Raw genomic sequence first — 24,999 nt, forward strand, 5'->3', positions numbered from 1 at the left:
AGGACGACACGTGGCATCTGGACACGCCATCCGTGGTTCGCGCGTCGGAGCCGGCCCGATGGGAGAGCAGGAACGCGGCGAGATGGCGCCGCGGACCGTGGTCTCCTACTGGTGCCTCAACGGTCATGAGACACGGCCGAGCTTCGCCGCGATCGAGCAGCTGGAGCCCCCCGAGTTCTGGGACTGTCCGCGCTGCGGGTTCCCGGCCGGGCAGGACGCGGCACACCCGCCGGCTCCGCTGCGCAACGAGCCGTACAAGACGCATCTGGCCTACGTGAAGGAGCGGCGGTCCGAGGAGGACGGCGCTGCCCTGCTGGAGGAGGCTCTCGCGACGTTGCGGGACCGGCGCTCCGGAGGGCTCGCGACGACTCGCTGACGCACGAGGGGCGGTCCCGTACTCGGGACCGCCCCTCGCGTCGTCGGGGTGAGGCCGCTCAGTCGCGCCCGGAGGCCGCCGCGGCGTCGAGCAGCCACAGCGTCCGGTCGTGCCCGACGGCGCGCACGGCGGGCACCTGGGTCACCGGGCCGTCGGCCAGCGCGGCAGCCGCCTGAGCCGCCTTCTCGGCCCCGGCGGCGACCACCCACACCTCGCGAGCCAGGCCGATGGTGGCAAAGGTCAGCGACACCCGCTCGGACGGCGGCTTGGGGGAGTCGTGGACCGCGACCACGGACCCGGCGGCGGCGAGCGCGGGATGCTCGGGGAAGAGCGACGCGACGTGCCCGTCGGGGCCCATGCCGAGCAGGAGCACGTCGAACGACGGTGCGGCGGCGCCGTCCGACGCGAAGGTGGCGAGCTCGGCGACGTAGCTCGCGGCCGCCTCCTCGGGCGTGCTCGCCTCGTCGGCGGCGTCGCCGTGCGGCAGCACGGCGTGGATGTTGCGGGCGGGCAGACCGGACGACGCGACGAGATCGTCGAGCAACGCCTCGCGTGCCTGCGTCTCGTTCCGGTCGGCGTCACCGGCAGGCAGGAAACGCTCGTCCCCCCACCACAGGTGCACGCCCGACCAGTCGACCGCGGCCCGCAACGGGCTGCTCGCCGCCGCGGCGAGAGTCTTGATGCCGACGGTGCCGCCGGTGAGGACGACGTGCACGGGGCGACGGACGGACTGGACGTCCAGGATGCGGATGAGGAGCCGGGCCGCGGCGGCTTCCGCGAGGACGGTGGGGTCCGGGTGGACGACGACCAGGCGGGTGCTCATGCGATCTCCTCCGTGCACGACCGTTGCGGTGCCTCGCTCCGGTGCACCTCGTTCCTCGACGCCCCTGCGCGGGGGCTCCTCACGCTCATGCCGCCGCCTCGACCGTGTCGACCCGGGCCAGGCCCTTGCTGAGCACCTGACCGTAGATCTCGTCCGGGTCGAGCCTGCGCAGCTCCTCGATGAGTGCCTCCGAGAGCGAGCGGATGGGCAGGGACATGCGCCGCTCGGGCTTGCCGGGCTGGCTGATCGTGACGACCCGACCGTCAGGACGGTCCAGGACGATCGGGCCGCTCTTGCGCTCCAGGGTGACCCGGGTGATCGCGTCGGTGCCCTCGGTGCGCTCGACGGTCGCCGGGCACTTCAGCTTCAGCCCGAGCCAGGCGGCCAGGAGGTCGAGCGACGTGTGCTGGGACTGTCCCTCGACCCGGACGGCGATGACCGGCTCGTACGGCGGCTGGTCGATCGCCGCCGCGATCAGGCCGCGCCACAGGGTGACACGAGCCCAGGCGAGGTCGGTGTCGCCCTCGGTGAACGACCCGGCGAGGCGCCCCAGCATCCCGACCGGGTCGCTCGCCGTCGTGGTGTCGGTGATGCGTCGCTGCGCCATCGCGCCCAGGGGGTCGGCGGTGGGGTGCTCCGGACCGCCGCTGGGCCACCAGACGACGATGGGCGCGTCCGGCAGCAGCAGCGGCATCACCAGGGTGTCGGGATGGTCCTGCAGCGGCTCGGCGCACCGCAGCACGACGACCTCGGAGGCGCCGGCGTCGCCGCCGACGCGGATCTGGGCGTCGAGGCGGCCCGCGGGCGCCCGCGTGGCGAGCGGCGCGACGACGACGACGCGGCAGGGGTGCTCGTGGCTGGCCTCGTTGGCGGCGCTCACCGCTGCCTCGATGTCGTCTTCGAGGGCGACGACGACGAGCGTCAGCACACGGCCCAGCGCGACCGCGCCGCCCTCGTCGCGCAGGTGGTCGAGCCGCTTGCTGACGGCGTTCGTCGTGGTGTCCGGCATGTCGATGATCATGGGTGTGCTCCTTCGTCGTGCCGGCGAATCAGGGACGGCGCCACGTGCGGCCGTCGCGGGCCATCATGGCGTCCGCCGACGACGGACCCCACGAGCCGGACGGGTACGGCTCGGGCCGGCCCTTGTTGCCCCAGTGCGCGATGACCGGATCGAGGATCTTCCAGGACAGCTCGACCTCCTCGCGGGTGGGGAAGAGCGGCGGGTCGCCCAGCAGGACGTCGAGGATGAGCCGCTCGTAGGCCTCGGGGGAGGACTCGGTGAAGGAGTGTCCGTAACCGAAGTCCATGGTGACGTCGCGGACCTCCATCGCGGTCCCCGGGACCTTCGCGCCGAACCGCAGCGTGACGCCCTCGTCGGGCTGGACCCTGATGACGAGGGCGTTGCTGCCCAGGTCGGAGGTGAGCGAGCTCTCGAACGGCAGGTGCGGCGCCGTCTTGAAGACGACGGCGACCTCGGTCACGCGGCGGCCCAGACGCTTGCCGCTACGCAGGTAGAACGGGACACCGGCCCAGCGGCGGTTGTCGATGTCGAGCCGGACCGCGGCGTAGGTCTCGGTGGTGGACTCGGGGTTGAAGCCTTCCTCCTCGAGGAACCCCACGACCTTCTCGCCGCCCTGCCAGGCCGAGGCGTACTGCCCGCGGGCCGTGTGCCGGGACAGGTCCCGCGGCAGGCGGACCGACGACAACGCCTTGATCTTCTCGGCGCGCAGCGCGTCGGCGTCGAAGTTGACGGGCTCCTCCATCGCGACGAGTGCGAGCAGCTGGAGCAGGTGGTTCTGGATGACGTCGCGTGCTGCGCCCACGCCGTCGTAGTACCCGGCGCGCCCGCCGATGCCGATGTCCTCGGCCATCGTGATCTGGACGTGGTCCACGTAGTTGCTGTTCCAGAGCGGCTCGAACATCTGGTTCGCGAAGCGGAGCGCCAGGATGTTCTGGACCGTCTCCTTGCCGAGATAGTGGTCGATGCGGAAGACCGACTCCGGCTCGAACACCTTCGAGACGACGCTGTCGAGCTCGCGGGCGGACTGCAGGTCGTGGCCGAACGGCTTCTCGATGACGACCCGACGCCAGGCGTCCTCCGCCGACTCCGAGAGGCCCGAGCTCGAGAGCTGCTCGCAGACGAGGGGGAACGCGCTCGGCGGCACCGAGAGGTAGAAGGCGTGGTTGCCACCGGTGCCACGTTCGGCGTCCAGCTCCTCGACCGTCTTGCGCAGCCTCTCGAACGCCTCCGGGTCGTCGAACGAGCCCTGGACGAACCGGATGCCCTCGCTGAGCTGCTGCCACGTCGCCTCACGGAACGGGGTGCGCGCGTGCTCCTTGACCGCGTCGTGGACGATCTCGCAGAAGTCCTGGTCGTCCCACTCGCGACGGGCGAACCCGGTGAGGGCGAAGCCGGGGGGCAGGAGCCCGCGGTTGGCGAGGTCGTAGACCGCCGGCATGAGCTTCTTGCGCGACAGGTCGCCGGTGACGCCGAAGATCACCAGCCCGCAGGGGCCGGCTATCCGGGGCAGCCGCAGGTCGAGAGGATCGCGCAGCGGGTTCTGCTCAGCAGTGATCTTGGCCGGTCTCACGGTGCCCCGTCTCTCTCGTGGTGCTGTTCTGTTGGTGCGTGATGGTCGTCGCCCGGCGCTCAGGCGCCGGCAGCGTCGAGCCCGGTCTTGGTCGTGGTGAGGAGCTCGTCCCAGCTCTTCTCGAACTTCGACACGCCCTCGTTCTCGAGCCGGGCCGTGACCTCGTCCATGGAGATGCCCTGCGCCTCGACGGCGGCCAGGGTCGCGAGCGCCTCGCCGGCGGTCCCGGAGACGGTGTCGCCCGAGATCTCGCCGTGGTCCGCGACGGCGTCGAGCGTCGCCTGCGGCATCGTGTTGACGACGCCGGGCGCGACGAGCTCGGTGACGTAGAGGGTGTCGGGGTATGCGGGGTCCTTGACACCGGTGGACGCCCACAGGGGGCGCTGCGGCTTCGCGCCGGCCGCCGCCAGTGCCTGCCAGCGCTCGGAGGCGAACACCTCCTCGTAGGCGGCGTAGGCCAGACGAGCGTTCGCGATCGCCGCCTTGCCGCGCAGCGCGAGCGCCTCCTCGGTGCCGACGTCGGTGAGCGCCGCGTCCACGGCGGCGTCGACGCGGGAGACGAAGAACGAGGCGACGGAGGCGATCGGCGCCAGGTCGTGGCCGGCCTCCCGGGCCCGCTCGAGCCCCGCGAGGAACGCGTCCATGACGTCGCGATAGCGGTCGATGGAGAAGATCAGCGTGACGTTGACGCTGAACCCTGCGGCGATCGTCTCGGTGATGGCCGGCAGGCCCTCGACGGTGGCGGGGATCTTGATCATGATGTTGGGCCGGTCGACGGTGGTCCACAGCCGGTGCGCCGTCTCGACGGTCGCCGCGGTGTCACGGGCCAGGCGGGGGTCGACCTCGATGGAGACCCGGCCGTCGACGGTGTCGGTGGCGTCGTAGACGCCGCGCAGCACGTCCGCCGCCGCCCGCACGTCGTCGGTGGTGATCATCTCCACCGCCGCCTCCACGTCGGTCCCGGCCAGCTCGGTCAGGGCGGAGTCGTAGGCGTTCCCCGCGGAGAGCGCAGCAGCGAAGATCGTGGGGTTGGTGGTGACGCCGACGACGTCGTGGGAGTCGATCAGCCCGGCGAGGTTGCCGGTGTCGAGCCGCTCGCGCGAGAGGTCGTCCAACCAGATGGACACGCCTGCCTCGGAGAGGCGCTGGGTGGGTCGGTTCGTCTCGGTCATCTCAGGTCTCCTGCCTCGACGTCGGTGGCCTCACCACCGCGTTGGTCACATGGTGGACGACGACGGCGGCCGACGCCTGCCGGCCGCCGTCGTCGGACGTGCTACGCGCCGCGGACCGCCGCGACGGACTCGCGGGCTGCGGCTGCCACGGCCTCGGCGGTGATGCCGAACTCGCGGTAGAGCGTCTGGTAGTCGGCGGACGCCCCGTAGTGCTCCAGCGAGACGCTGCGCCCGGCGTCGCCGACGATGTCGCGCCAGCCCTGCGCCACACCGGCCTCGACGGAGACGCGCGCCCGGACGGCCGCCGGCAGCACCGACTCGCGGTACGCGGCGTCCTGCCGGTCGAACCACTCGCGGCTCGGCAGCGACACGACGCGCGCGGCGACGCCGTCCGCCGCGAGGAGCTCGCGCGCCTCGACGGCCAGCTGGACCTCGGAACCGGTGCCCACGAGGATGACGTCCGGCGTGCCGTCGGTGTCGAGCAGGGTGTACCCGCCCTTGAGCGTGCCTTCCGCTCCGGCGAATCCCTCGGTGCCCCGCGGGAACGTGGGCACGCCCTGACGAGTCAGGACGAGCCCGGCCGGGTGGTCGCGGCCCTCGAGGATGCCGCGCCAGGCCCACGCGGTCTCGTTGGCGTCGGCGGGGCGGACGATGTCGAGGCCGGGGATGGCGCGCAGCGCGGCGAGGTGCTCGACCGGCTGGTGGGTCGGACCGTCCTCGCCGAGGCCGATCGAGTCGTGCGTCCACACGAACGTGCTGGGGATGCCCATGAGGGCGGCCAGCCGGACCGATGCGCGCATGTAGTCGGAGAACTGCAGGAAGGTGCCGCCGTACGGGCGGGTGAGCCCGTGCAGGACGATGCCGTTCAGGATCGATCCCATGGCATGCTCACGGATGCCGAAGTGCAGCGTGCGGCCGTAGGGGTCGCCCGGGAACTTCTTCGTGGCGTGCTCGATCGGGACGAACGACGTCGCACCGTCCATGGTGGTGTTGTTCGAGCCGGCGAGGTCCGCCGAACCGCCCCAGAGCTCGGGCAGGACGTCGGCCAGCGCGGAGAGCACCTTGCCGGAGGCGGCGCGGGTCGCGATGCCCTTCGTCGACTCCTCGAACTGGGGCAGCGCGTCGGCCCAGCCCTCGGGCAGCTCACCGGCGGTGAGGCGCTCGAGGAGCGCCGCGCGCTCGGGGGCGGCCGTCTTCCACGCCTCGAAGGCGGTGTCCCACGCCGCGCGCTGGTCGCTCTGACGCTCCGCGACGGCGCGGGTGTACGCGAGGACCTCGTCGTCGATGTGGAAGGACTTCTCGGGGTCGAGCTCGAGCACGGTCTTCATGCCCGCGACCTCGTCGGCGCCCATGGCGGAGCCGTGGATGCCGCCGGTGTTCTGCTTGGTGGGTGCCGGCCAACCGATGATGGTGCGCAGCGCGATGATGGAGGGCTTGCCGGTCTCGGCCTTCGCGGCGTCGAGCGCTGCGGCGAGCTCGTCGGTGTCCTCGGCGTAGCCGGTGCCGCCCTGCGTGAAGTCGACCCGCTGGGTGTGCCACCCGTAGGCCTCGTAGCGAGCGAGGACGTCCTCGGTGAACGCGATGTCCGTGTCGTCCTCGATCGAGATCTTGTTGTCGTCCCAGATCACGACGAGGTTGCCGAGCTGCTGGTGCCCGGCGAGGGAGGATGCCTCGGAGGTCACGCCCTCCTGCAGGTCGCCGTCGGAGGCGATCACGTACACGTGGTGGTCGAACGGCGAGGTCCCCGGTGCGGCGTCGGGGTCGAGCAGGCCCCGCTCGCGGCGCGCGCCGTAGGCCATGCCGACGGCGGAGGCGAGCCCCTGGCCGAGCGGCCCGGTCGTGATCTCGACGCCGGGCGTGTGGCCGTACTCGGGGTGGCCCGGGGTCTGCGAGTCCCAGGTGCGCAGCGCGGCGATGTCGTCCATCTCCATGCCGTAGCCGGCGAGGAAGAGCTGCAGGTACAGCGTCAGCGACGAGTGCCCCGCGGAGAGCACGAACCGGTCGCGTCCCACCCAGGCCGGATCGCTCGGGTCGTGGCGCATCGTCTTCTGGAAGAGCAGGTACGCGGCGGGCGCGAGAGAGATCGCGGTGCCGGGGTGGCCGGAGCCGCACTTCTCGACGGCGTCGGCGGCGAGCGCCTTGATGGACTTGACCGCGCGCGCGTCGAGTTCGTTCCACTCGAGCGGCGACAGTGCGGGGTCGAACGCGTTCACGTATGCCTCTTTCCTGCCCGAGGCGTGGCCCCGGGAGCTCTGCTGCTGTGGCCGGGCGCGGCAGGCCTCGCCTCTGGCGGCGAGGACGGTCATCGTGCACAGCGGACGAACCGGTGCGCACGACGGCACCAGTGCCCTGCGGTGTGCGTCTCCACACTAGCGGTGACGGGCGGACAACGCGCCCATGCCTCGAATCCATCCCACCATGTGGGCGCGACGAGATCGTCGGCCCACGCACTGACGTTTCTCACACCGCTCCGGCACCCGGCGAGGACGAGAGATCGCACAGGTCGGCGTACGATGGGCCCGACCGACCGACCCCCTCGCGAACGGAAGCATGAGGCGCGTGAGCACCCCGAGCCGCACGACGTCCGACTCGTCGACCACACGCGCCGCAGTGCACCGTCCCGACGGCGCTCGTGCGGCGTCCTGGCGGGACCGCGTCGGCGCCTACGTCGCCCTCACCAAGCCGCGCATCATCGAGCTGCTGCTGGTGACCACCGTGCCGACGATGATCCTCGCGCAGGGCGGGCTGCCAGACCTGTGGCTCGTCGTCAAGACGCTCGTCGGCGGCGCGCTCGCGGCCGGGTCGGCCAACGCCTTCAACTGCTATCTCGACCGGGACATCGACGAGGTGATGAACCGCACCAAGCGGCGACCCCTCGTCACCGGGGAGGTCCTGCCGCGCAGCGCGCTGATCTTCGCCACGGCGCTCGGCACGGTGTCGCTGGTGTGGTTCGCCTGGCTCGTGAACCTGCAGGCGGCATGGCTGACGGGTGGGGCGATCGCCATCTACGTCGTCGGCTACACGATGATCCTCAAGCGGCGCACCTCGCAGAACATCGTCTGGGGCGGCATCGCCGGCTGCATGCCGGTGTTCATCGGGTGGGCGGCCGTGACCGGGTCGCTGAGCTGGGCGGCGCTGGCGCTGTTCGGCGTCATCTTCTTCTGGACGCCGCCGCACTACTGGCCGCTGTCGGTCAAGTTCAAGAAGGACTACGAGAACGCGGGCGTGCCGATGCTGCCCGTGGTCGCCTCCGACCGCCGCGTCGCAGCCGAGATGGTCGGCCACACGGTGGCGATGATCGCCTGCTCGCTCGCGCTGGTGCCGCTCGCCGGCATGACGTGGGTGTACACCGCCGTCGCCGTCGTGACGGGCGGATGGTTCCTCTGGCTCACTATCGCCATGCTGCGCAAGGCCCAGGGCCGGACCCGGGGAGGCCCGGGGGCGATGAAGGTCTTCCACGCCTCGATCACGTACCTCACCGTGCTGTTCGTCGCCGTCGCGGTCGACGTCTTCCTCCCGTTCTGACCTGCCGGCGGCCGGGAACGGGCATGATGGGCGTGTGACCGCTCCCGCTGACCTGCAGCCCGCCCTCGAGGCGGCCCTGCGCGACTACCTCGCCCACGTGCGGGTCGAGCGCGGCCTGTCGGCGAACACGGTCGCGGCCTACCGGCGGGACCTGGACCGTTACGCGCGGTTCCTGGCCGGTGCCGGCCGCACCACCCTCGAGCAGGTGACCGAGCACGACGTGACGGCGTTCCTGACGGCGGTCCGCGAGGGCTCGGACGACGGGCGCGCACTCTCGGCGTCGTCGGCGGCCCGTTCTCTGGCGGCCGTGCGGGGCTGGCACCGGTTCGCCCGTGCCGAGGGGATGGCGTCCGAGGACCCGTCGGCCGAGGTGGCGGCCCCCACCCAGACGAGGCGGCTGCCGCACGCTCTGAGCATCGACGACGTCGCGCGGCTCCTCGACGCCGCGTCGTCGGGGGACACCCCTGCGGGCCTGCGCGACCGGGCGCTGCTCGAGCTGCTGTACTCCACCGGCGGGCGGATCAGCGAGGTGGTCGGACTGGACGTCGACGACGTGGGGTCCGACGCGCTCGTGCGGCTCTTCGGCAAGGGCAGCAAGGAGCGCATCGTGCCGGTCGGTTCGTACGCGCGCGACGCCGTGGACGCTTACCTCGTCCGAGCCCGACCGGTGCTGGCGGCGGCCGGCTCCGCCCGCGGCCGGAGCACCCCGGCGCTGTTCCTCAACACCCGCGGCAACCGGCTCTCGCGGCAGAGCGCCTGGGCCGTGCTGCAGGGCGCCGCCGAGCGCGCGGGCCTGACCGAGCATGTCTCGCCGCACACGCTGCGGCACTCGTTCGCGACCCACCTGCTCGCGGGCGGCGCGGACGTCCGGGTGGTCCAGGAGCTGCTGGGCCACGCGTCGGTCACGACCACGCAGATCTACACGATGGTCACTCCCGAGGCGCTCCGTGAGGTCTACGCCGCCACGCACCCGCGGGCCCGCTAGCGCGCGCCGTCACGCACCCGTGGCGACCCGAGGGCCGATGTCCACCACGCCGCGCGGCGGACCGGTGCCCGGCAGACCACCGGTGTAGCGTGACGGACGTGAGCGACGCACCCGGGGGGAGCGACACGATGACGCAGTCCGCGACGGCCGAGAGCACGTTGCCCGGGGTCCCGGGCCGGCAGCAGGACGACGGACCGGCCACCGACGTGGTTGGCCGGCCGCTGCCCGACTTCCCCGAGCCACCGCCCCGCAGCACGCACGGCCCGGCGAGGATCGTGGCGATGTGCAACCAGAAGGGCGGCGTCGGCAAGACGACGACCACGATCAACCTCGGCGCGGCCCTGGCCGAGTACGGCCGCAGGGTGCTCCTGGTCGACTTCGACCCGCAGGGCGCCGCGTCGGTCGGCGTGGGGATCAGTCCGCACGAGCTCGACCTGAGCGTCTACAACCTGATCATGGACCGTGACGTCGAGCTGTCGGACGTCGTGCGGACGACGGCCATCGAAGGGCTCGACGTGGTCCCGGCGAACATCGACCTGTCGGCGGCGGAGGTCCAGCTCGTCGGCGAGGTCGCCCGCGAGTCGATCCTGTCGCGGGCCCTGCGCCCGGCTCTCGCCGACTACGACGTGATCCTGGTCGACTGCCAGCCGTCCCTGGGGCTGCTCACGGTGAACGCCCTGACGGCAGCCCACGGCGTGCTCATCCCGCTCGAGTGCGAGTTCTTCGCGCTGCGCGGTGTCGCCCTCCTGGTCGAGACCATCGACAAGGTCAAGGATCGTCTCAACCCGGACCTCGAGGTGGACGGCATCCTGCCGACCATGTTCGACTCGCGCACGCTGCACTCGCGCGAGGTCGTGCAGCGGGTCCACGAGGCCTTCGGTGACACGCTGCTGCACACGGTCATCGGGCGGACCGTGAAGTTCCCGGACGCCTCGGTGGCTGCCGAGCCGATCACCGCCTACGCCCCCACCCACCGGGGGGCGTCCGCCTACCGGCAGCTCGCGCGCGAGCTCGTGGCCCGTGGAAGCACCTCCTGATCCCGGCCGGACCGAGACGCCGCGGGCGGGGGCGTTCACGGTCCACCTCGCCAACTTCGACGGTCCGTTCGACCTGCTGCTCTCGCTGATCAACGCACGCAAGCTCGACGTCACCGAGGTGGCGCTGGCTGAGGTGACCGACGACTTCGTGGCGCACATCCGAGCGGCGGACACGGCCTCGCGGGAGGCGGCGGGTCGCGGCGAGGAGCACCCCTCGTGGGACCTCGGTGCGGCGAGCGAGTTCCTGGTCGTCGCAGCGACCCTGCTCGACCTGAAGGCCGCCAGGCTGCTGCCGGGCATCGCCGAGGAGGACGCCGAGGACCTGGAGCTGCTGGAGGCGCGCGACCTGCTGTTCGCCCGGCTGCTGCAGTACCGCGCCTACAAGGAGGTCTCCGCCGTGCTGGCCGATCGGCTGGCCACGGAGGGGCGGCGGGTGCCGCGCTCGGTCCCGATGGAGAGCCACCTGGCGGCGATGCTGCCCGAGCTGGTCTGGACCCTCGACGCCGACCGGATCGCCGTGCTGGCGGCGAAGGCCCTCGAGCCGAGGCTGCCCCCGGTGGTCGGGCTCAGCCACCTGCACGCGCCCGCGGTGAGCGTGCGCGAGCAGGCGGTCGTCGTCGCCCGAAGGCTGCGGCGAGACCACGTCGCGACCTTCCGCGCGCTGGCGGCGGGGGAGGAGCGCCTCGTGGTGGTGGCGCGGTTCCTGGCGCTGCTGGAGCTCTTCCGCAACGGTCAGGTGGCGTTCGACCAGGTGGTGGCGCTCGGCGAGCTCACCGTGCGGTGGACCGGCGACGACGGCGGCGACGAGATCGGCGAGGAGTTCGAGGAGTTCGAGGGCGCCGTGGAGGGAGCAGCATGACGGAGACCGACATGACGGAGACCGACGCGACGGAGACCGTCGCGGTGGCCCGGTCCGAGGTCGCCGGGACGTCGTTGAGCGCTCAGAGCGCCGCGGAGCCCGTCGACGTCGATGATCTCCCCGGCGGGCTGGAGGCGGCGCTGGAGTCGATCCTCATGGTCGCCGAGGCGCCGGTGGAGACGGAACGGCTCGCCGTCGCCGTGGGGCGTCCGACGGCGGAGGTCACCGACGTGCTCGAACGCCTCGCCGCGGAGTTCCGCGGCGAGACGGGACAGCGTGCGCGCGGCTTCGAGCTGCGCCGGGGCGCGGGGGGCTGGCGCGTCTACTCCTCGCGGGAGCACGCCGACGTCGTGAGCCGGTTCGTGCTGGAGGGACAGTCGTCGCGGCTGAGCCAGGCGGCGCTCGAGACGCTGGCGGTGGTCGCCTACCGCCAGCCCGTGACGCGCGGGCAGGTGTCCGCGGTCCGTGGCGTCAACGTCGACGGCGTCGTGCGCACCCTGCTGGCTCGCGGCCTGGTGGCCGAGGTCGGGCAGGACCCGCTCTCGGGCGCGGTGCTGTTCGGCACCACGGCGGAGTTCCTGGACCGGATGGGCTGGTCGTCGCTGGAGGACCTCCCGCCGCTCGCGCCGCACCTGCCCGGTGTCGAGGCGGTCGGCGACCTCACCGACTGACGCCTGCGACAATGGACCCATGCCCACCTCACGCCGCGGCGGCCGCCGTCGCCCCCAGCAGTCGAACGCAGCACAGAATCGTCCGGTGGACGTCCACGTCGCCGACGGGGTCCGGCTGCAGAAGGTGCTCGCACAGGCCGGGCTCGGCTCGCGTCGCAAGTGCGAGGAGCTGATCTCCGAGGCACGCGTCGAGGTCGACGGCCAGATCGTCACGGAGCTCGGCGTGCGGATCGACCCGGGCAAGGCGGTCGTCCGCGTGGACGGCATGACCGTCCAGCTCGACCCGTCGAAGATCACCGTGGCGGTGAACAAGCCGCTGGGCATGATCTCCGCCATGAGCGACCCGGAGGGCCGCCCCACGGTGGCGGAGCTGGTCAAGGACCGGCCCGAGCGGCTCTTCCACGTCGGGCGGCTCGACGCGGACTCCGAGGGTCTGCTGCTCCTGACCAACGACGGCGAGCTCGGCAACCGGCTCGCGCACCCGAGCCGCGAGATTCCCAAGACGTACCTCGTCACCGTCGAGGGCGGCGAGGTCTACCCCCGGATCATGAAGCACCTCACCTCCGGGGTGGAGCTCGACGACGGCACGGCACGCATGGACAAGGTTCGTGTCGTCGACGCCGTGCCGGGGCACTCGATGCTCGAGGTGGTTCTTCACGAGGGCCGCAACCGCATCGTCCGGCGGATGTTCGAGGCCGTCGGCTTCCCCGTGACCCGCCTGGTGCGCACCCGCATCGGCCCGATCGCCCTCGGCGACCTGAAGGTCGGCCGGTCCCGCGTGCTGGGGCGCACCGAGCTCGGCACGCTCATGCGCGCCGTCGACCTCTGACCCCACTCCCACCCACCACCGACACAGAAACGAGCACCAGTGGTCACCATCGCCGTCGACGGTCCGTCCGGATCCGGCAAGTCCAGCGTCTCGAAGGCCGTCGCCGCCCGGCTCGGCCTCGCCTACCTCGACACCGGCGCGATGTACCGCGCCGCGACGCTGTGGTGCGTCCGCAGCGGGGTGGCGCTCGACGACACCGGCGCGGTGGCCGCTGCGGTGCGGGACATGCCGCTGGCGATGGGCGTCGACCCGGCCGCCCCGGGGATTCTTCTGGACGGCGACGACGTCGCGACGGCGATCCGGACCACCGACGTCACCGCGGTCGTGTCGAAGGTCGCCACGAATCTGGAGGTGCGCGACGAGCTGCGTCGCCGTCAGCGGGCGATCATCGCCGACGAGGCGGACGGAGGCTTCTCCGCCGGGCGCGGCATCGTCGCCGAGGGCCGGGACATCACGACCGTCGTCGCCCCGGACGCCGACGCCCGCGTGCTCCTCGTGGCCAGCGAGGAGGCACGCCTGCGCCGTCGCTCGCTCGAGGTCCACGGCGTCGCGGACGCCACCTCCGTCGAGGCGACGCGGGACCAGGTGCTGCGCCGCGACCGCGACGACGCGACCGTGAGCACGTTCCACGTCGCGGCCGACGGCGTGGTGACGGTCGACTCCAGCGACCTGGACTTCGAGCAGACCGTGGAGGCCGTGCTGACGGTGGTGGAGCGCGCCGCCGTCTGACCGCCCGCGGGCGGACGCCCGCCCGGCGTGACGCGCGTCTCGTCGGGCAGGACGGTACGACGTGGTGCCGACCCGTGCGCACCTGGGACAATGGCTGACATGACCACCCCCGCCGACGGCCCCGAGACCACGCCCGCCGACGCCACCGACGCTCCCTTCGAGGACGCAGCGGACGCAGCGACGGTCGCGACCGAGTTCGTGGACGACGACGCGCGCGAGCGCGCCCTGCGCGCCGGTCTGGAGGACTTCGAACTCGACGAGTCCGACCTCCTCCTGCTCTCCGACGAGTGGGACGAGGACGGCTCCGCCCCCGCGGAGCACGCCCTGCCGGTGCTGGCCGTCGTGGGGCGGCCGAACGTCGGAAAGTCGACCCTCGTCAACCGCATCCTGGGCCGGCGCGAGGCGGTCGTGGAGGACACGCCCGGCGTGACCCGCGACCGTGTCAGCTATCCCGCCGAGTGGTCCGGGCGGCACTTCATGCTGGTCGACACCGGGGGCTGGGAGGTCGACGTCGCCGGCATCGAGTCCAAGGTGGCGGAGCAGGCCGAGGTCGCGATCTCGCTGGCCGACGCGGTCGTCTTCGTGGTGGACGCGCAGGTCGGCGCGACGGCGAGCGACGAGCGCGTCGTCGAGCTCCTGCGCCGCTCGGGCAAGCCGGTGGTGCTGTGCGCCAACAAGGTCGACGGTCCCACCGGGGAGGCCGACGCGGCCTACCTGTGGGCGCTGGGGCTCGGCGAGCCGCAACCGGTCTCCGCGCTGCACGGGCGCGGGACGGGCGACCTGCTGGACGCCGTCCTGGACGCGCTGCCCGAGCACTCCGCGCACGGGACCCTGCGGCCCGAGGGTCCGCGCCGCGTCGCCCTGGTGGGCCGGCCGAACGTCGGCAAGTCGTCGCTGCTGAACAAGATCGCGGGCTCCGAGCGCGTGGTGGTGGACGAGGTGGCGGGCACGACCCGCGACCCGGTCGACGAGCTCGTCGAGATCAAGGGCATCCCGTACTGGTTCGTGGACACGGCGGGCATCCGCCGCCGGGTGCACCAGACCAGCGGCGCGGACTTCTACGCCTCCCTGCGGACCCAGGCCGCGATCGAGAAGGCGGAGGTCTCGGTGGTCCTGGTGGACGCCTCGGTCCCGCTCACCGAGCAGGACACGCGCGTCATCTCCCAGGTGGTCGACGCCGGCCGGGCGCTGGTCATCGCCTACAACAAGTGGGACCTCATGGACGAGGACCGCCGGCCGTACCTGGAGCGCGAGATCGAGCGCGACCTCGTGCAGGTCACGTGGGCGCCGCGCGTCAACGTCTCGGCCCGGACCGGCTGGCACACGGACAAGCTGGTGCGCGCCCTCGAGACATCCCTGGACTCCTGGGACACGCGCATCCCGACCGGGCGGCTCAACGGGTTCCTGGGCGAGCTCGTCGCCGCCCACCCGCACCCGGTGCGCGGCGGCAAGCAGCCGCGCATCCTGTTCGCGACGCAGGCGTCCACGCGCCCACCGCGGTTCGTGCTGTTCGCCACCGGGTTCATCGAGGCGGGGTACCGCCGGTTCATCGAGCGCCGCCTGCGCGAGACGTTCGGGTTCGAGGGCTCGCCGATCTCGATCAGCGTGCGTGTGCGCGAGAAGCGCCGCCGCCGCTGAGGCCGGGCCGGTGTGACCGGTCTCCCACCGGAGGCCGGCCGGACGCCCCCGGACGTGCGGTATCGTCGCAGCACGAACGAGCAACAGCTCGCGTGCTCTGGGGTCGGTGAAAATCCGAGCCGGCGGTGAAAGTCCGCGACCCGGTCACAGCCAGTGACCGGTTGACCAGGTGGAACTCCTGGACCGACGGTCAAAGTCCGGATGGGAAGACGCACGCGACGCCCTCGCCCGATCGCCGGTGGCGTGGACCCGTCCACACCGAGGTGCCCGAGTGCACCGCAGACCGGCGCGCGGCGACGACGCCGTGCACGCCCCAGCAGTCCGCGACCGGACGACAGGGGCAGCCCATGACCACCGCCACGGCGGGACCCGCCGCGAGACCGGCCGAGACCGACGCGCTCCGACGCGCCATGGAGCTCGCGGCCACCGACGGCCTCGTCCTCGGGCCCAACCCGCGCGTCGGCTGCGTCCTGCTGGACCCGGACGGCGTCACGATCGCCGAGGGCTACCACCGTGGCGCGGGGACCCCCCACGCCGAGGCGGTCGCGCTGGCGAACGCTCGTGCCGCCGTCGGGCCGGACGCCCTGCGCGGTGCCACCGCCGTCGTCACCCTCGAACCCTGCGCCCACACGGGCCGCACCGGGCCCTGCGCGCAGGCGCTGCTCGACGCCGGCATCGTCCGTGTCGTGTACGCCCAGCCGGACCCGAACCCGGTCGCCACCGGCGGAGGTGCGCTGCTGCGCGCTGCCGGCGTGGACGTCGTCGCCGGTGTGCTCGAGGACGAGGCCCGCGCACTCAACCCGGTCTGGACGCGGGCCATGGAGCTCGGGCGGCCCGTGGTGACCTGGAAGGTCGCCACCAGCCTCGACGGGCGCACCGGTGCGGCCGACGGCACCTCGCGGTGGATCACCTCCGCCGCGTCGCGGGCGGACGCGCACCGGCTGCGCGCCGCCTGCGACACCGTGCTCGTGGGCACCGGCACCGTGGCTGCGGACGACCCGTCGCTGACCGTCCGTGACGCCGCCCGGACCGGTCCGCAGCCGCTGCGGGCCGTGATGGGACGGCGCGACCTGCCGCCGTCGTCCCGCCTCGCGGTGCCGCCCCACGACGGGACCGAGACGCTGCACCTGCGCACGCACGACCCGCACGAGGCGCTCGACGCCCTGTGGGCCGCCGACCGCCGGCACGTGCTGCTCGAGGGCGGGGCCACCCTGGCCGCCGCGTTCTGGCGCGCGGGCCTCGTCGACGAGGTCGTGGCCTACGTGGCGCCCGTGCTCCTCGGAGCCGGCCCCGACGCCGTCGGCGACCTCGGCGTCACGACCATCACCGGGGCCGTCCGGCTCGACGTCGTGGACGTCATGGTCGTCGCCCCCAGCACCGACCACCCCGCCGACCAGGCTGACGCCGGGCCGGACGAGACGAACGTGCGGCTCACCCTGCGGCCGCGGAAGGAGTCCTGATGTTCACCGGCATCGTGACCGAGCTCGGCACCGTCCGTGCCCTGGAGGCCACCGCCGACGCGGCGCGGCTGACCGTCGCCGCCACCGACGTGCTCGACGGCGTCCGCCTCGGCGACTCGATCAGCGTCGACGGCTGCTGCCTGACCGTGGCGGCCTTCGACGGCGAGACCTGGACCGCCGACCTCATGGCCGAGACGCTGAAGCGCACCTCGCTCGGTGGTCTCGCGCCGGGCGACCGGGTCAACCTCGAACCCGCGCTGCCCGTGACGGGTCGCCTCGGCGGGCACATCGTGCAGGGGCACGTCGACGGCGTCGGGGCGGTGCTCGCCCGGACGCCGGGCGAGCGGTGGGACGTCGTGGAGATCTCGCTGCCCGCCGAGCTCGCCCGTTACGTCGTGGCCAAGGGGTCGATCGCCGTCGACGGCGTCTCGCTCACCGTGGTCGACGCCGGGGCGGACCGGTTCGCCGTGAGCCTCATCCCCGAGACGCTCGCGCGCACCACGCTCGGTGCCCGGGCCGTCGGGGACCGGGTCAACCTCGAGACGGACGTGCTCGCCCGGCACGTGGAACGGTTGCTCGCGACGGCGGAGGTGGGCTCGTGACCGGGACCACCGGGACAGCGGGGCCGGTCGAGCGCGTCGAGCGTGCGCTCGCCGCCGTGGCCGCGGGGCGCGCCGTCGTCGTCGCGGACGACGAGGGCCGCGAGAACGAGGGCGACCTCATCTTCGCCGCCGAGGCCGCTACGCCCGAGCTCATGGGCTTCCTGGTGCGGCACACGTCGGGGCTCGCCTGCGTCGCCGCGGACGGCGCCACGCTGGACCGGCTCGGGCTGCCCCTGATGGTCGCCGAGAACCGCGACGCCTTCCGGACCGCGTACACGGTCACCGTCGACGCGGCCGACGGCGTGACCACCGGGATCTCCGGCGCCGACCGGGCGCTCACCGCGCGCACGCTGGCCGCCGCGGGCACGCGTCCGGCCGACCTGACCCGCCCCGGGCACGTGCTGCCGCTGCGCGCCCGCGACGGCGGGGTGCTCGAGCGCCGCGGGCACACCGAGGCGGCCGTCGACCTGGCGCGCCTGGCGGGCCGCGGCAGCAGCGGCGTGCTCGCCGAGATCACGCACGACGACGGCACGATGATGCGCCTGCCGGCGCTGCGCGAGTTCGCCGCGCAGCACTCGCTGGAGCTGATCAGCGTGGCCGACCTCGTGGCCTACCGGCGGCTCACCGAGGTGCTCGTGGACCGCCTCGCGGTGACTCGGCTGCCGACGCGGCACGGGACGTTCACCGCCGTGGGCTACCGCGACCGGGTGACCGGCGACGAGCACGTGGGGCTCGTCGCCGGGGCGCTCGCCGACCTCGACGGCGGCGGACCGGTGCTGACCCGGGTGCACTCCGAGTGCCTCACCGGGGACGCGTTCGGCTCGCTGCGCTGCGACTGCGGACCACAGCTGGACGCCTCGCTGCGGGCGATCCAGGAGGCGGGCCGTGGCGTGGTCGTCTACCTGCGCGGGCACGAGGGCCGAGGCATCGGGCTGGTCGCCAAGCTGGCCGCGTACAGCCTGCAGGACGGCGGCCACGACACCATCGACGCCAACCTCGCGCAAGGACTGCCCGTCGACTCGCGGGAGTACACCGCCGCCGCGCACGTGCTGCGGGACCTCGGCGTCGGTGCCGTGCGCCTGCTCACCAACAACCCGGCCAAGGTCGACGGCCTGCGTGCCGGGGGAGTGGAGGTCGCCGAGCGCGTGCCGCTGGCTATCCACCCCGCACCCGACAACGTCGCCTACCTGCGGACCAAGCGGGACCGCATGGGGCACGACCTGCCGAACCTCGAACCCGACGAAGGAGCACCCGTGACCACTCACCCCACCCTGCCCGAGGCAGCCCGATGAGCGGGGCCGGCGCACCCAGCACCCAGCCGACCGACAGCTCGGACCTGCGGGTCGCCGTGATCGCGGCCTCCTGGCACGACACCGTGATGGGGGGCCTCCTGGACGGCGCGCTGCGGGCGTGCCAGGACCATTCCGTCGAACCGGAGGTGCTCCGGGTACCGGGCTCGTTCGAGCTGCCGGTGGCGGCCCAGGCTGCGGCCGCTGCCGGGTTCGACGCCGTCGTGGCCCTCGGCGTCGTCATCCGGGGTGGCACGCCGCACTTCGACTACGTGTGCGCGGCCGCCACCGACGGCCTCAACCGCGTGGCGCTGGACCACACCGTGCCCGTCGGCTTCGGCCTGCTCACCTGTGACGACGAGGCCCAGGCCCTGGACCGGGCCGGGCTGCCCGGGGCCGCGGAGGACAAGGGGTACGAAGCCACGGCCGCGGCGCTCGCGACCGCGCGGGTGGTCCGGTCGATCCGCTCGACGGTGGTGGCCGACGTCCGGTGACCCCGGCCACACCGTCCCCCGTGGGTGGACGAGCAGTGCCCGCTCTGGGGTAGTATTTCGGTCGGCCCTCCGGGGCCGAACCGGTCCGTCGCCGTGACTTCATCGCGGACGGGCCGGACGGGCTGTGGCGCAGCTTGGTAGCGCACTTGACTGGGGGTCAAGGGGTCGCAGGTTCAAATCCTGTCAGCCCGACCGTGCGATGTCTCAGGACATCGGGGTGGCCTGAACCGACGGATCGTCGGTTCAGGCCATTCGTCGTCTCCGGGCGGAGCGGCGAGGCTGGTCAGGACCGGTCGGGTGCGCTCATGTCGGCCGTCGCGGGCGTGCCGTCGGCGAGCCCGTAACGGAGCAGCACGACGCCCTTCGGTCCGGCGGCCGGCGGCTCGATGAGGATCAGGTTCGTCGGGACCTCGCCGCCGTCGAACACCTTCTTGCCGACACCCAGGACGATCGGGTGCACCCACAGGTCGAGACGGTCGAACAGCTTCTCGTACAGGAGCGTCTGCACCAGGTCGAGGCTGCCGACCACCCGGACCTGCTCGTGCCGGTCGCGGACCTCGCGCACGGCGGCGGCCAGCTCGGGCCCGAGCTGCGTGGACCCGGCCCACGGCAGGTCCGGGGTGCCGCGGGAGGCCACGTACTTGGGGACGCGGTTGAAGAGCGTGGCGATGGAGTCGTCGGCACCGCCGGTCTGGTGCGGCCAGTAGGCCGCGAAGATGTCGTAGGTGCGGCGGCCGAGCAGGAGGGCGTCGGTCCCCTCGTACGCGGCGGCGACCTGCGCGCCCGTGACCTCGTCCAGCAGGGGTGCCTGCCAGCCGCCGAACGGGAACCCCCCAGGATCCTCGTCCGGGCCGCCGGGCGCCTGCCCCACGAGGTCGAGGGTGGCGAAGAGCTCGATCTGGATCAGTCCCACGGTGACTCCAGGTGTGGTTGGCAGTGTGCGGGAGTAGTGACCGCCACCCTGCGAGGAACTCATCGAGGCGTCCCGGAGGGGCTGGGCGTCTGGTCCTGGGGAGAGGGTCGGTAGTACCGCTATGGTGGAGTGATGGCTGCCGAACCGATCGATCTCCGTACCTCCAAGCCGGGCGAGGCCGGGGCCGGCGGGTGCGCGTGCGGTCACGCCGACGAGAACGAGATCGTGCTCGACACGCGACAGATCCCCCATGCGATCCGTCATGCGACCATCTTTGGTGCGCTGGGTGCGATCGCGCCAGGGTTCAGTCTCGATCTGGTCGCGAACCACAACCCGCTCCCGCTGCTCTCGCAGCTGACGGAGCGCCGCCCCGGCGAGTTCGAGGTGGCGTACCTCGAAGACGGTCCCGAAGTCTGGAAGTTGCGCCTCACCCGTATCTGACCGGGTGGTCGTGGGCGTGCCCCTCATTCTTTGACGGCGAACAGCCCGCTGGCCCCCTTCTCCGCGTCCGACAGGATGTGGGTCACGAAGGGGTAGTTGCCCGCCTCGGCGAAGACGAGCTCGACGAATCCGCCCTGCGCGGGTTGCAGCGCGAGCGCCTGCGAGCCGCCGGCTCCCGTGCTGCCGCCGTCATGCAACAGGTAGTCGCCCTCGAGGTAGACGGTGTCGAACTGGCCCCCGATGACATGGAACGAGCTGGGCCGGTTGGGTCCGGCGTCCAGCACCCAGACACGCACGCGCTCACCGACGCGGGCTTCGAGGGGAGCGAACATGTACTGGTCGGCGTAGCCGTTGAAGACCACGAGATCTGGGTGCTGCGAGGCGATCGCGGTCGTGTCGGGTTCGCCGCCGTGCGCGCCCAGGTAGTGCTCCGACTGCACGAGCAGGTACTCGCGGTCGATGTCGGGGAGGCCCGGCGGATCGATGATGACGGCCCCGAACATGCCCGCGGCGATGTGCAGCGACATGGGCGCGGTGGCGCAGTGGTACATCCAGATGCCGGCGCGCGTCGCGGTGAAGGTATAGGTCAGCGATTCCCCCGGCGCGATCGTGCGCATGGGTTCGTCAGGGGCGAGAGCCCCGGCGTGGAAGTCGATCGAGTGTCCGATCGTGCCGTCGTTGACGAGGGTGATCTCGAAGGTGTCACCGACCTTGCCCCGCAGTGTGGGGCCGGGCACGGTGTCGCTGAAGGTCCAGGAGCTCTGGCTCGTGTCCGGGGCCACGTCACGTTCGAGATCGCTCACGACGAAGGTGTGCTCGTGCACGGTGGCGGCTGCGGCAGGGCTGAGTGCCGCGTCCGCCGCCTCGAACTCCGGTCCGGGTGTCGCTCCGGATACGGGGTGCGGGGGCGCGTCCGAGCTGTGCGCGCCGGAGCCACCGCGGTCGTGCTCCTCGCCCGGCGGAGCGCCGACCGCGATGATGTCGAGCGTCATGCCGAGCAGGCGGTGGCCCGCGACGGAGCACCACGCGTCGAGATCGCCCGCGACGACACCGGCGTCGACGACCGTCGACTCGCCGGGGGAGAGCCGATCGCCGCGCACGCCGTTGGCGATGGTGAGGTCGTGGTCCATGGTGTCGCCGTTGGTGAGATTGACGACGAGGCGGTTGCCCACGGGAACCTCGATGACGGCGGGTTCGAAGCGCATGTCGTCCATGACGACATCGACGGTCGTGGTCTCGCCCGACGCGCTCGCGCTCGCCGTGGTGCCACCGATCCCGGCAGCGGCAGGGTCGAGGGCGATGCCGCCGGTGGCGGAGAGCACGAGCACGGCGGCAGCAGCGGCGAGCGACCCGGCGGTGCCGGCGCGGTGCGGCGCGCGCTGGGGTGCGCGCCGCACCGCCAGGAGTGCCCGGGCGACGAGCCACAGGAACGACACGAAGACGGTGAAGACGACGAGCGACACGAGGACCCGCACGAGGCTCGGCACGGGGAGCACGTAGAGCACACCACCCGCGTTGACGACCGTGACCCGGAAGACGGCGGCGCGGTCGAGCTCGGCGATGGTGTGTCGGCTCGTCCGGGGTCCACCGCCGATGACCACGGGCAGCAGGTAGCTGAGCGCGCCGACGACGATCTGTGCGGCGAACCCTCCGGCGAACGGGGCGACCAGCCCTGAGAGGGCGACCGCGGCGTCCGCCGCCGTGTCGGCGGTCGAGAGGATGACGCCGAAGGCGACCGTGCATCCGGCGAACCACGCGACGGCGGCCGCGATGCTGAGGGCGGCAAAGCTCGTGGGCCGGGCCTGGCGCGCCTGCTTGGCGCCTTCGACGACGACGAGCACGAGTCCGGCGAGGTAGACGAGCACTCCGAGCGCGACGAGCGGTCCGGTGTCCGCCACGCACGCCGCCGCGACGACGAGCAAGCCCACGACGAGCAACCACAGCGAGCGCCGCGCCGTACGCTCGGCGGTGTCGGTGATGCGCGTGCGAAGGACGGTGGGCCACAGGAGCACGATGGTGCCGACGACCGTGAACCCGATCCAGCCGAGAAGGTTGAACGCGAGATGTGCGGGGTAGATGCGGTCGTACCAGCCCGGGGGCAGGTCGACGCGCGCCAGGAGCACTCCCGCACCGACGCCGATGACGAGCGCCAGCGCGGCAGCGATGTAGTAGTGCACGAGGCGTGCGAAGCGGGCAGGCAGCGCGCGGCGTGCCTGGAGCGTGACGAGTGCGACGTGGGCGAGGGCGACGACGGCGAGAACGACGCCGCCGAAGAGCACGAGGGTCCAGGTGTCGGCGACGATGCCGGTGACGACGAGCGCGGCACCGAGCGTGTGTCCGACGAGCCGGGCGCCGTGCGACACCCTCCCGCCCGGTGCCGGCCGGCGCAGGATGGCGTCGGCGAAGTGCTGGCTCCACACGAGGATCGCGGCGCTCACCGTACCGAGGAGGACGAGGTGCACCATGAGCCATCCGCCGGCGGGAAAGAAGCGGTGCACCGAGATGACGAGGACCGCGGCGACGGCCCACAGCCCCACGAAGCTGTTCATGAGGAGGTACCACGCGCGGCGGGTCATGTCGGGAGTCCCGGTCGCGCGTCGGCTTCCTCCGGGCGTCTCGCAGGTGGCCCGAGCACGGCGGTCGCGACGGCGAGAACCACGAAGAGGAGAAGAGCGACGAGGTTGCCGAGGCCACCCCACCGCACGAGGTCGAGCATCTCGCGTGCGTCACCGGCGACACGCACCGCGAGGGCGACGTGCAGCAGCACGACAGGGAGGTAGAGGAATGGGCGGTACGGCAGGGTGATGCGCAGCACGGCGGGCAGGATGTGGGGCGCGTGCGCCATGATCATCGACATCACGAAGCCGAGGAACACGGCGTGGACGACGGCGTCGTACATCCATCCCTGCGGTTCGCCGACCGCGAGCCAGATCGCACCCGCGACGACGAGCCACACGTAGCCCGCGAGGAGGCACCACGCCATGTAGCGGGGCTGAGCAGCCGCTCGCACGAGTCGGGTGGCGACGTCGAAGCGGACGGCCCACGCGACGAGCAGGAGCAGTGCGGCTCCGAGCACCGGGTAGCCGACGACCGGCAACGTCGGGGCGGCGGCGACGCAGGCGGTGAGCGTGATCGCGAGCGCGGTTCCGGCGGCTTCGACGCGCTTCGTGACGGTCGGGGAGATGCGGCCGAGCTCGAGGCGCTCACCGGAGATGGTGAGGATGAGGAAGACGCTCATGCCCGGGAGGATCTCGGGTATACCGAGCCCTCCGAGCCACAGGATGGCGGCGGCGAGCCCTGAGACGGCCCCGAGGGTCTGGACGGCGGTGGCGGTGGCGGGCTGTCGCTGCCAGATGACGGTGTAGAGGGCGACGAGGAGAGCGAAGCCGACGGCGACGGTCGACCGGCCCACGGCATCCGGGACGGGGAGCAGGAGACTCAGGGAGCCGAGCCCGAGCGCGCTGGGCGCGCCGTATCCCCACCAGCGGCGTGCGGCGACGGCGCGTTCGAGGGCGATGAGGGTACCGACGAACCCGAAGACGAGCAGCGGCGCGTGGAGCTCGCCGAGTCGATCGACGCGGAGAGGGCTGTCGAGGCCGAGAAGCTCGAGCGCCGCGGCGAGCCCGAGGAGCAGGGCGGCACCGCCGGGAACGAGGAAGAGCAGCCGCGGGCTCACGCGGCCCGGGCGGCTCACGTGGCCCGGGCGGCCGGACGGCGTGTCACGTGCGAGGTCGGCGCCTGGCGTTCGGCGGGGTGCTGCGGGGCTGCCATGCTCCCAGCGTACTCAGGCGGGTCGCGGCCGTCGTCAGTCGCCCGCCGCCCCGGCGAGGCCGGGGACCCGGACGGACTCGTCCGAGTACGGGGCGAGCAGCAGCGACGCCGTCGCCCACCCCTGGGCGAGCAGGCCGGCGTCGGACTCCGGCTCGGTCGAGCGTTCGGTGCCCTCGTAGCGCACCACCAGTGCTGCGTCGTCGTCGTGCTGCGCCACCCGGGCGTGGACGGCGCCGAACGTGGCGAGAGGTGCCTGGCGCAGCCCGCGCAGCTCGGCGCGCGGCAGGTCGGGCACGTTGACGTTGAGCGTGCGCCGGGACGGGGGACCGGTGAGCAGCCAGTCGAGGGCGTGCGCCGCCACCCACTCCGCGGTCTCCCAGTGCTGCGGGTCGCCGGCGTCCAGCGACACGGCCAGCGACCGCATGCCGAACGTCGCCCCGGACAGCGCGGCGCCCACCGTGCCGGAGTGCAGGACGGCGTTGCCGACGTTCGGGCCCCGGTTCACGCCCGAGAGCAGGACGTCGGGGACGGCCCCGAACGCGCCGTAGGCCGAGACGAAGGCGATGAGTGCAGGATCGGCGGCGACGGCGAGGGATCGCACACCGTCCGGCACGCCCGGCGCGCGGTGGTCCTCGACCATCAGACGGCCGTCCTCCTCGGCGCCGTGCAGCGCCGCCGAGGCGCCCGACGACTCCTCGTGCGGCGCGGCGACCAGCACGTCGAGGCCGGCTGCCTGCGCGCACCGCGCCAGCACCCCGAGGCCGGGGGACGCGATCCCGTCGTCGTTCGTCACC

23 protein-coding genes, 1 tRNA gene and 1 riboswitch are annotated in these 24,999 nt (G+C 72.8%); of the genes, 15 read left to right on the forward strand and 9 right to left on the reverse strand.

The window, feature by feature from the left end; genetic code table 11:
* Positions 1-10 precede the first annotated feature (10 nt).
* The gene (locus ACWAT2_RS00415) at positions 11-376 is read left to right on the forward strand and encodes an RNA polymerase-binding protein RbpA (protein ID WP_402371956.1); all 366 of its coding nucleotides are present in this window, start codon (positions 11-13) and stop codon (positions 374-376) included.
* A 58-nt stretch (positions 377-434) separates the two neighbouring features.
* Here the strand turns inward: ACWAT2_RS00415 and pgl are convergent, their stop codons facing one another.
* The 5 genes from pgl to tkt all read right to left on the reverse strand — a co-directional run bounded on the left by pgl (position 435) and on the right by tkt (position 7,175).
* Positions 435-1,199, reverse strand: a complete 765-nt coding sequence (gene pgl / locus ACWAT2_RS00420; RefSeq protein WP_402371955.1) for a 6-phosphogluconolactonase — start codon at positions 1,197-1,199, stop codon at positions 435-437.
* 85 nt (positions 1,200-1,284) lie between these two features.
* A complete protein-coding gene (locus tag ACWAT2_RS00425; RefSeq protein ID WP_402371954.1) occupies positions 1,285-2,220 on the reverse strand; it encodes a glucose-6-phosphate dehydrogenase assembly protein OpcA in 936 nt (311 codons plus the stop codon).
* A 28-nt stretch (positions 2,221-2,248) separates the two neighbouring features.
* Positions 2,249-3,790 carry a glucose-6-phosphate dehydrogenase gene (gene zwf, locus ACWAT2_RS00430; protein WP_402371953.1) on the reverse strand — a complete coding sequence of 514 codons (1,542 nt, stop codon included), beginning with the start codon at positions 3,788-3,790 and terminating at the stop codon, positions 2,249-2,251.
* Between the two features lie 59 nt (positions 3,791-3,849).
* Positions 3,850-4,962, reverse strand: coding sequence for a transaldolase (tal, locus tag ACWAT2_RS00435; RefSeq protein WP_402371951.1), 1,113 nt, complete (start codon positions 4,960-4,962; stop codon positions 3,850-3,852).
* A 101-nt stretch (positions 4,963-5,063) separates the two neighbouring features.
* A complete protein-coding gene (tkt, locus tag ACWAT2_RS00440) occupies positions 5,064-7,175 on the reverse strand; it encodes a transketolase (protein ID WP_402371949.1) in 2,112 nt (703 codons plus the stop codon).
* Positions 7,176-7,512: 337 nt separating this feature from the next.
* Between tkt and ACWAT2_RS00445 the strand changes: the two genes are divergently transcribed.
* The 13 genes from ACWAT2_RS00445 (at position 7,513) to ACWAT2_RS00505 (ending at position 19,272) form a co-directional block, all read left to right on the forward strand.
* Entirely contained in the window at positions 7,513-8,487 is a 975-nt protein-coding gene (locus tag ACWAT2_RS00445) for a heme o synthase (RefSeq protein WP_402371948.1), read from the forward strand.
* Between the two features lie 34 nt (positions 8,488-8,521).
* A complete protein-coding gene (xerD, locus tag ACWAT2_RS00450; protein ID WP_402371947.1) occupies positions 8,522-9,472 on the forward strand; it encodes a site-specific tyrosine recombinase XerD in 951 nt (316 codons plus the stop codon).
* A gap of 128 nt (positions 9,473-9,600) precedes the next feature.
* On the forward strand, positions 9,601-10,509 hold the full coding sequence (locus ACWAT2_RS00455) for a ParA family protein (protein ID WP_402372091.1): 909 nt from the start codon (positions 9,601-9,603) through the stop codon (positions 10,507-10,509).
* Positions 10,493-11,368 (forward strand): segregation and condensation protein A, encoded by an 876-nt coding sequence (locus ACWAT2_RS00460; RefSeq protein ID WP_402371946.1) that lies wholly within the window; start codon positions 10,493-10,495, stop codon positions 11,366-11,368. Before ACWAT2_RS00455 ends, ACWAT2_RS00460 begins: the two co-directional genes overlap by 17 nt.
* Complete coding sequence (gene scpB / locus ACWAT2_RS00465; RefSeq protein ID WP_402371944.1) at positions 11,365-12,039, forward strand: SMC-Scp complex subunit ScpB; 675 nt, start codon at positions 11,365-11,367, stop codon at positions 12,037-12,039. Before ACWAT2_RS00460 ends, scpB begins: the two co-directional genes overlap by 4 nt.
* A gap of 19 nt (positions 12,040-12,058) precedes the next feature.
* Positions 12,059-12,868 carry a pseudouridine synthase gene (locus ACWAT2_RS00470; protein ID WP_402371943.1) on the forward strand — a complete coding sequence of 270 codons (810 nt, stop codon included), beginning with the start codon at positions 12,059-12,061 and terminating at the stop codon, positions 12,866-12,868.
* Between the two features lie 39 nt (positions 12,869-12,907).
* Complete coding sequence (gene cmk / locus ACWAT2_RS00475) at positions 12,908-13,597, forward strand: (d)CMP kinase (protein WP_402371942.1); 690 nt, start codon at positions 12,908-12,910, stop codon at positions 13,595-13,597.
* 99 nt (positions 13,598-13,696) lie between these two features.
* Entirely contained in the window at positions 13,697-15,235 is a 1,539-nt protein-coding gene (der, locus tag ACWAT2_RS00480) for a ribosome biogenesis GTPase Der (protein WP_402371941.1), read from the forward strand.
* 88 nt (positions 15,236-15,323) lie between these two features.
* Positions 15,324-15,454: riboswitch (FMN riboswitch) on the forward strand.
* A gap of 128 nt (positions 15,455-15,582) precedes the next feature.
* A complete protein-coding gene (gene ribD / locus ACWAT2_RS00485; protein WP_402371940.1) occupies positions 15,583-16,695 on the forward strand; it encodes a bifunctional diaminohydroxyphosphoribosylaminopyrimidine deaminase/5-amino-6-(5-phosphoribosylamino)uracil reductase RibD in 1,113 nt (370 codons plus the stop codon).
* Positions 16,695-17,297 (forward strand): riboflavin synthase, encoded by a 603-nt coding sequence (locus ACWAT2_RS00490; protein ID WP_402371938.1) that lies wholly within the window; start codon positions 16,695-16,697, stop codon positions 17,295-17,297. Before ribD ends, ACWAT2_RS00490 begins: the two co-directional genes overlap by 1 nt.
* Positions 17,294-18,589 carry a bifunctional 3,4-dihydroxy-2-butanone-4-phosphate synthase/GTP cyclohydrolase II gene (locus ACWAT2_RS00495; RefSeq protein ID WP_402371936.1) on the forward strand — a complete coding sequence of 432 codons (1,296 nt, stop codon included), beginning with the start codon at positions 17,294-17,296 and terminating at the stop codon, positions 18,587-18,589. The genes ACWAT2_RS00490 and ACWAT2_RS00495 overlap by 4 nt, the downstream gene beginning before the upstream one ends.
* A complete protein-coding gene (gene ribH / locus ACWAT2_RS00500) occupies positions 18,586-19,080 on the forward strand; it encodes a 6,7-dimethyl-8-ribityllumazine synthase (protein WP_402371935.1) in 495 nt (164 codons plus the stop codon). Before ACWAT2_RS00495 ends, ribH begins: the two co-directional genes overlap by 4 nt.
* A 118-nt stretch (positions 19,081-19,198) precedes the next feature.
* Positions 19,199-19,272: transfer RNA gene (locus ACWAT2_RS00505), tRNA-Pro, on the forward strand.
* 91 nt (positions 19,273-19,363) lie between these two features.
* On the opposite strand, the gene ACWAT2_RS00510 is transcribed toward ACWAT2_RS00505, so the two are convergent.
* Positions 19,364-19,993: a dihydrofolate reductase family protein gene (locus ACWAT2_RS00510; RefSeq protein WP_402371933.1), complete on the reverse strand. Its 630-nt coding sequence runs from the start codon at positions 19,991-19,993 to the stop codon at positions 19,364-19,366.
* A gap of 132 nt (positions 19,994-20,125) precedes the next feature.
* On the opposite strand from ACWAT2_RS00510, the gene ACWAT2_RS00515 reads away from it, so the two are divergent.
* On the forward strand, positions 20,126-20,434 hold the full coding sequence (locus ACWAT2_RS00515) for a DUF2249 domain-containing protein (protein ID WP_402371932.1): 309 nt from the start codon (positions 20,126-20,128) through the stop codon (positions 20,432-20,434).
* 23 nt (positions 20,435-20,457) lie between these two features.
* Here the strand turns inward: ACWAT2_RS00515 and ACWAT2_RS00520 are convergent, their stop codons facing one another.
* The 3 genes from ACWAT2_RS00520 to surE all read right to left on the reverse strand — a co-directional run bounded on the left by ACWAT2_RS00520 (position 20,458) and on the right by surE (position 24,998).
* A complete protein-coding gene (locus tag ACWAT2_RS00520; protein WP_402371931.1) occupies positions 20,458-23,010 on the reverse strand; it encodes a multicopper oxidase domain-containing protein in 2,553 nt (850 codons plus the stop codon).
* Positions 23,007-24,128 (reverse strand): hypothetical protein, encoded by a 1,122-nt coding sequence (locus tag ACWAT2_RS00525; RefSeq protein WP_402371930.1) that lies wholly within the window; start codon positions 24,126-24,128, stop codon positions 23,007-23,009. Before ACWAT2_RS00525 ends, ACWAT2_RS00520 begins: the two co-directional genes overlap by 4 nt.
* Before the next feature lie 111 nt (positions 24,129-24,239).
* On the reverse strand, positions 24,240-24,998 hold the full coding sequence (surE, locus tag ACWAT2_RS00530; protein WP_402371929.1) for a 5'/3'-nucleotidase SurE: 759 nt from the start codon (positions 24,996-24,998) through the stop codon (positions 24,240-24,242).
* Between the last annotated feature and the right edge of the window lies 1 nt (position 24,999).

The organism is Isoptericola sp. GX10416 (genome assembly GCF_056590155.1).

What these genes read in the sequence shown, in the direction of transcription:
- pgl (WP_402371955.1), bottom strand. Translation starts at nt 1,199, where the DNA reads ATGAGCACCCGCCTGGTCGTCGTCCACCCGGACCCCACCGTCCTCGCG.
- ACWAT2_RS00425 (WP_402371954.1), bottom strand. Translation starts at nt 2,220, where the DNA reads ATGATCATCGACATGCCGGACACCACGACGAACGCCGTCAGCAAGCGG.
- tal (WP_402371951.1), bottom strand. Translation starts at nt 4,962, where the DNA reads ATGACCGAGACGAACCGACCCACCCAGCGCCTCTCCGAGGCAGGCGTG.
- ACWAT2_RS00445 (WP_402371948.1), top strand. Translation starts at nt 7,513, where the DNA reads ATGAGGCGCGTGAGCACCCCGAGCCGCACGACGTCCGACTCGTCGACC.
- ACWAT2_RS00455 (WP_402372091.1), top strand. Translation starts at nt 9,601, where the DNA reads ATGACGCAGTCCGCGACGGCCGAGAGCACGTTGCCCGGGGTCCCGGGC.
- scpB (WP_402371944.1), top strand. Translation starts at nt 11,365, where the DNA reads ATGACGGAGACCGACATGACGGAGACCGACGCGACGGAGACCGTCGCG.
- ACWAT2_RS00470 (WP_402371943.1), top strand. Translation starts at nt 12,059, where the DNA reads ATGCCCACCTCACGCCGCGGCGGCCGCCGTCGCCCCCAGCAGTCGAAC.
- der (WP_402371941.1), top strand. Translation starts at nt 13,697, where the DNA reads ATGACCACCCCCGCCGACGGCCCCGAGACCACGCCCGCCGACGCCACC.
- ribD (WP_402371940.1), top strand. Translation starts at nt 15,583, where the DNA reads ATGACCACCGCCACGGCGGGACCCGCCGCGAGACCGGCCGAGACCGAC.
- ACWAT2_RS00490 (WP_402371938.1), top strand. Translation starts at nt 16,695, where the DNA reads ATGTTCACCGGCATCGTGACCGAGCTCGGCACCGTCCGTGCCCTGGAG.
- ribH (WP_402371935.1), top strand. Translation starts at nt 18,586, where the DNA reads ATGAGCGGGGCCGGCGCACCCAGCACCCAGCCGACCGACAGCTCGGAC.
- ACWAT2_RS00515 (WP_402371932.1), top strand. Translation starts at nt 20,126, where the DNA reads ATGGCTGCCGAACCGATCGATCTCCGTACCTCCAAGCCGGGCGAGGCC.
- ACWAT2_RS00520 (WP_402371931.1), bottom strand. Translation starts at nt 23,010, where the DNA reads ATGACCCGCCGCGCGTGGTACCTCCTCATGAACAGCTTCGTGGGGCTG.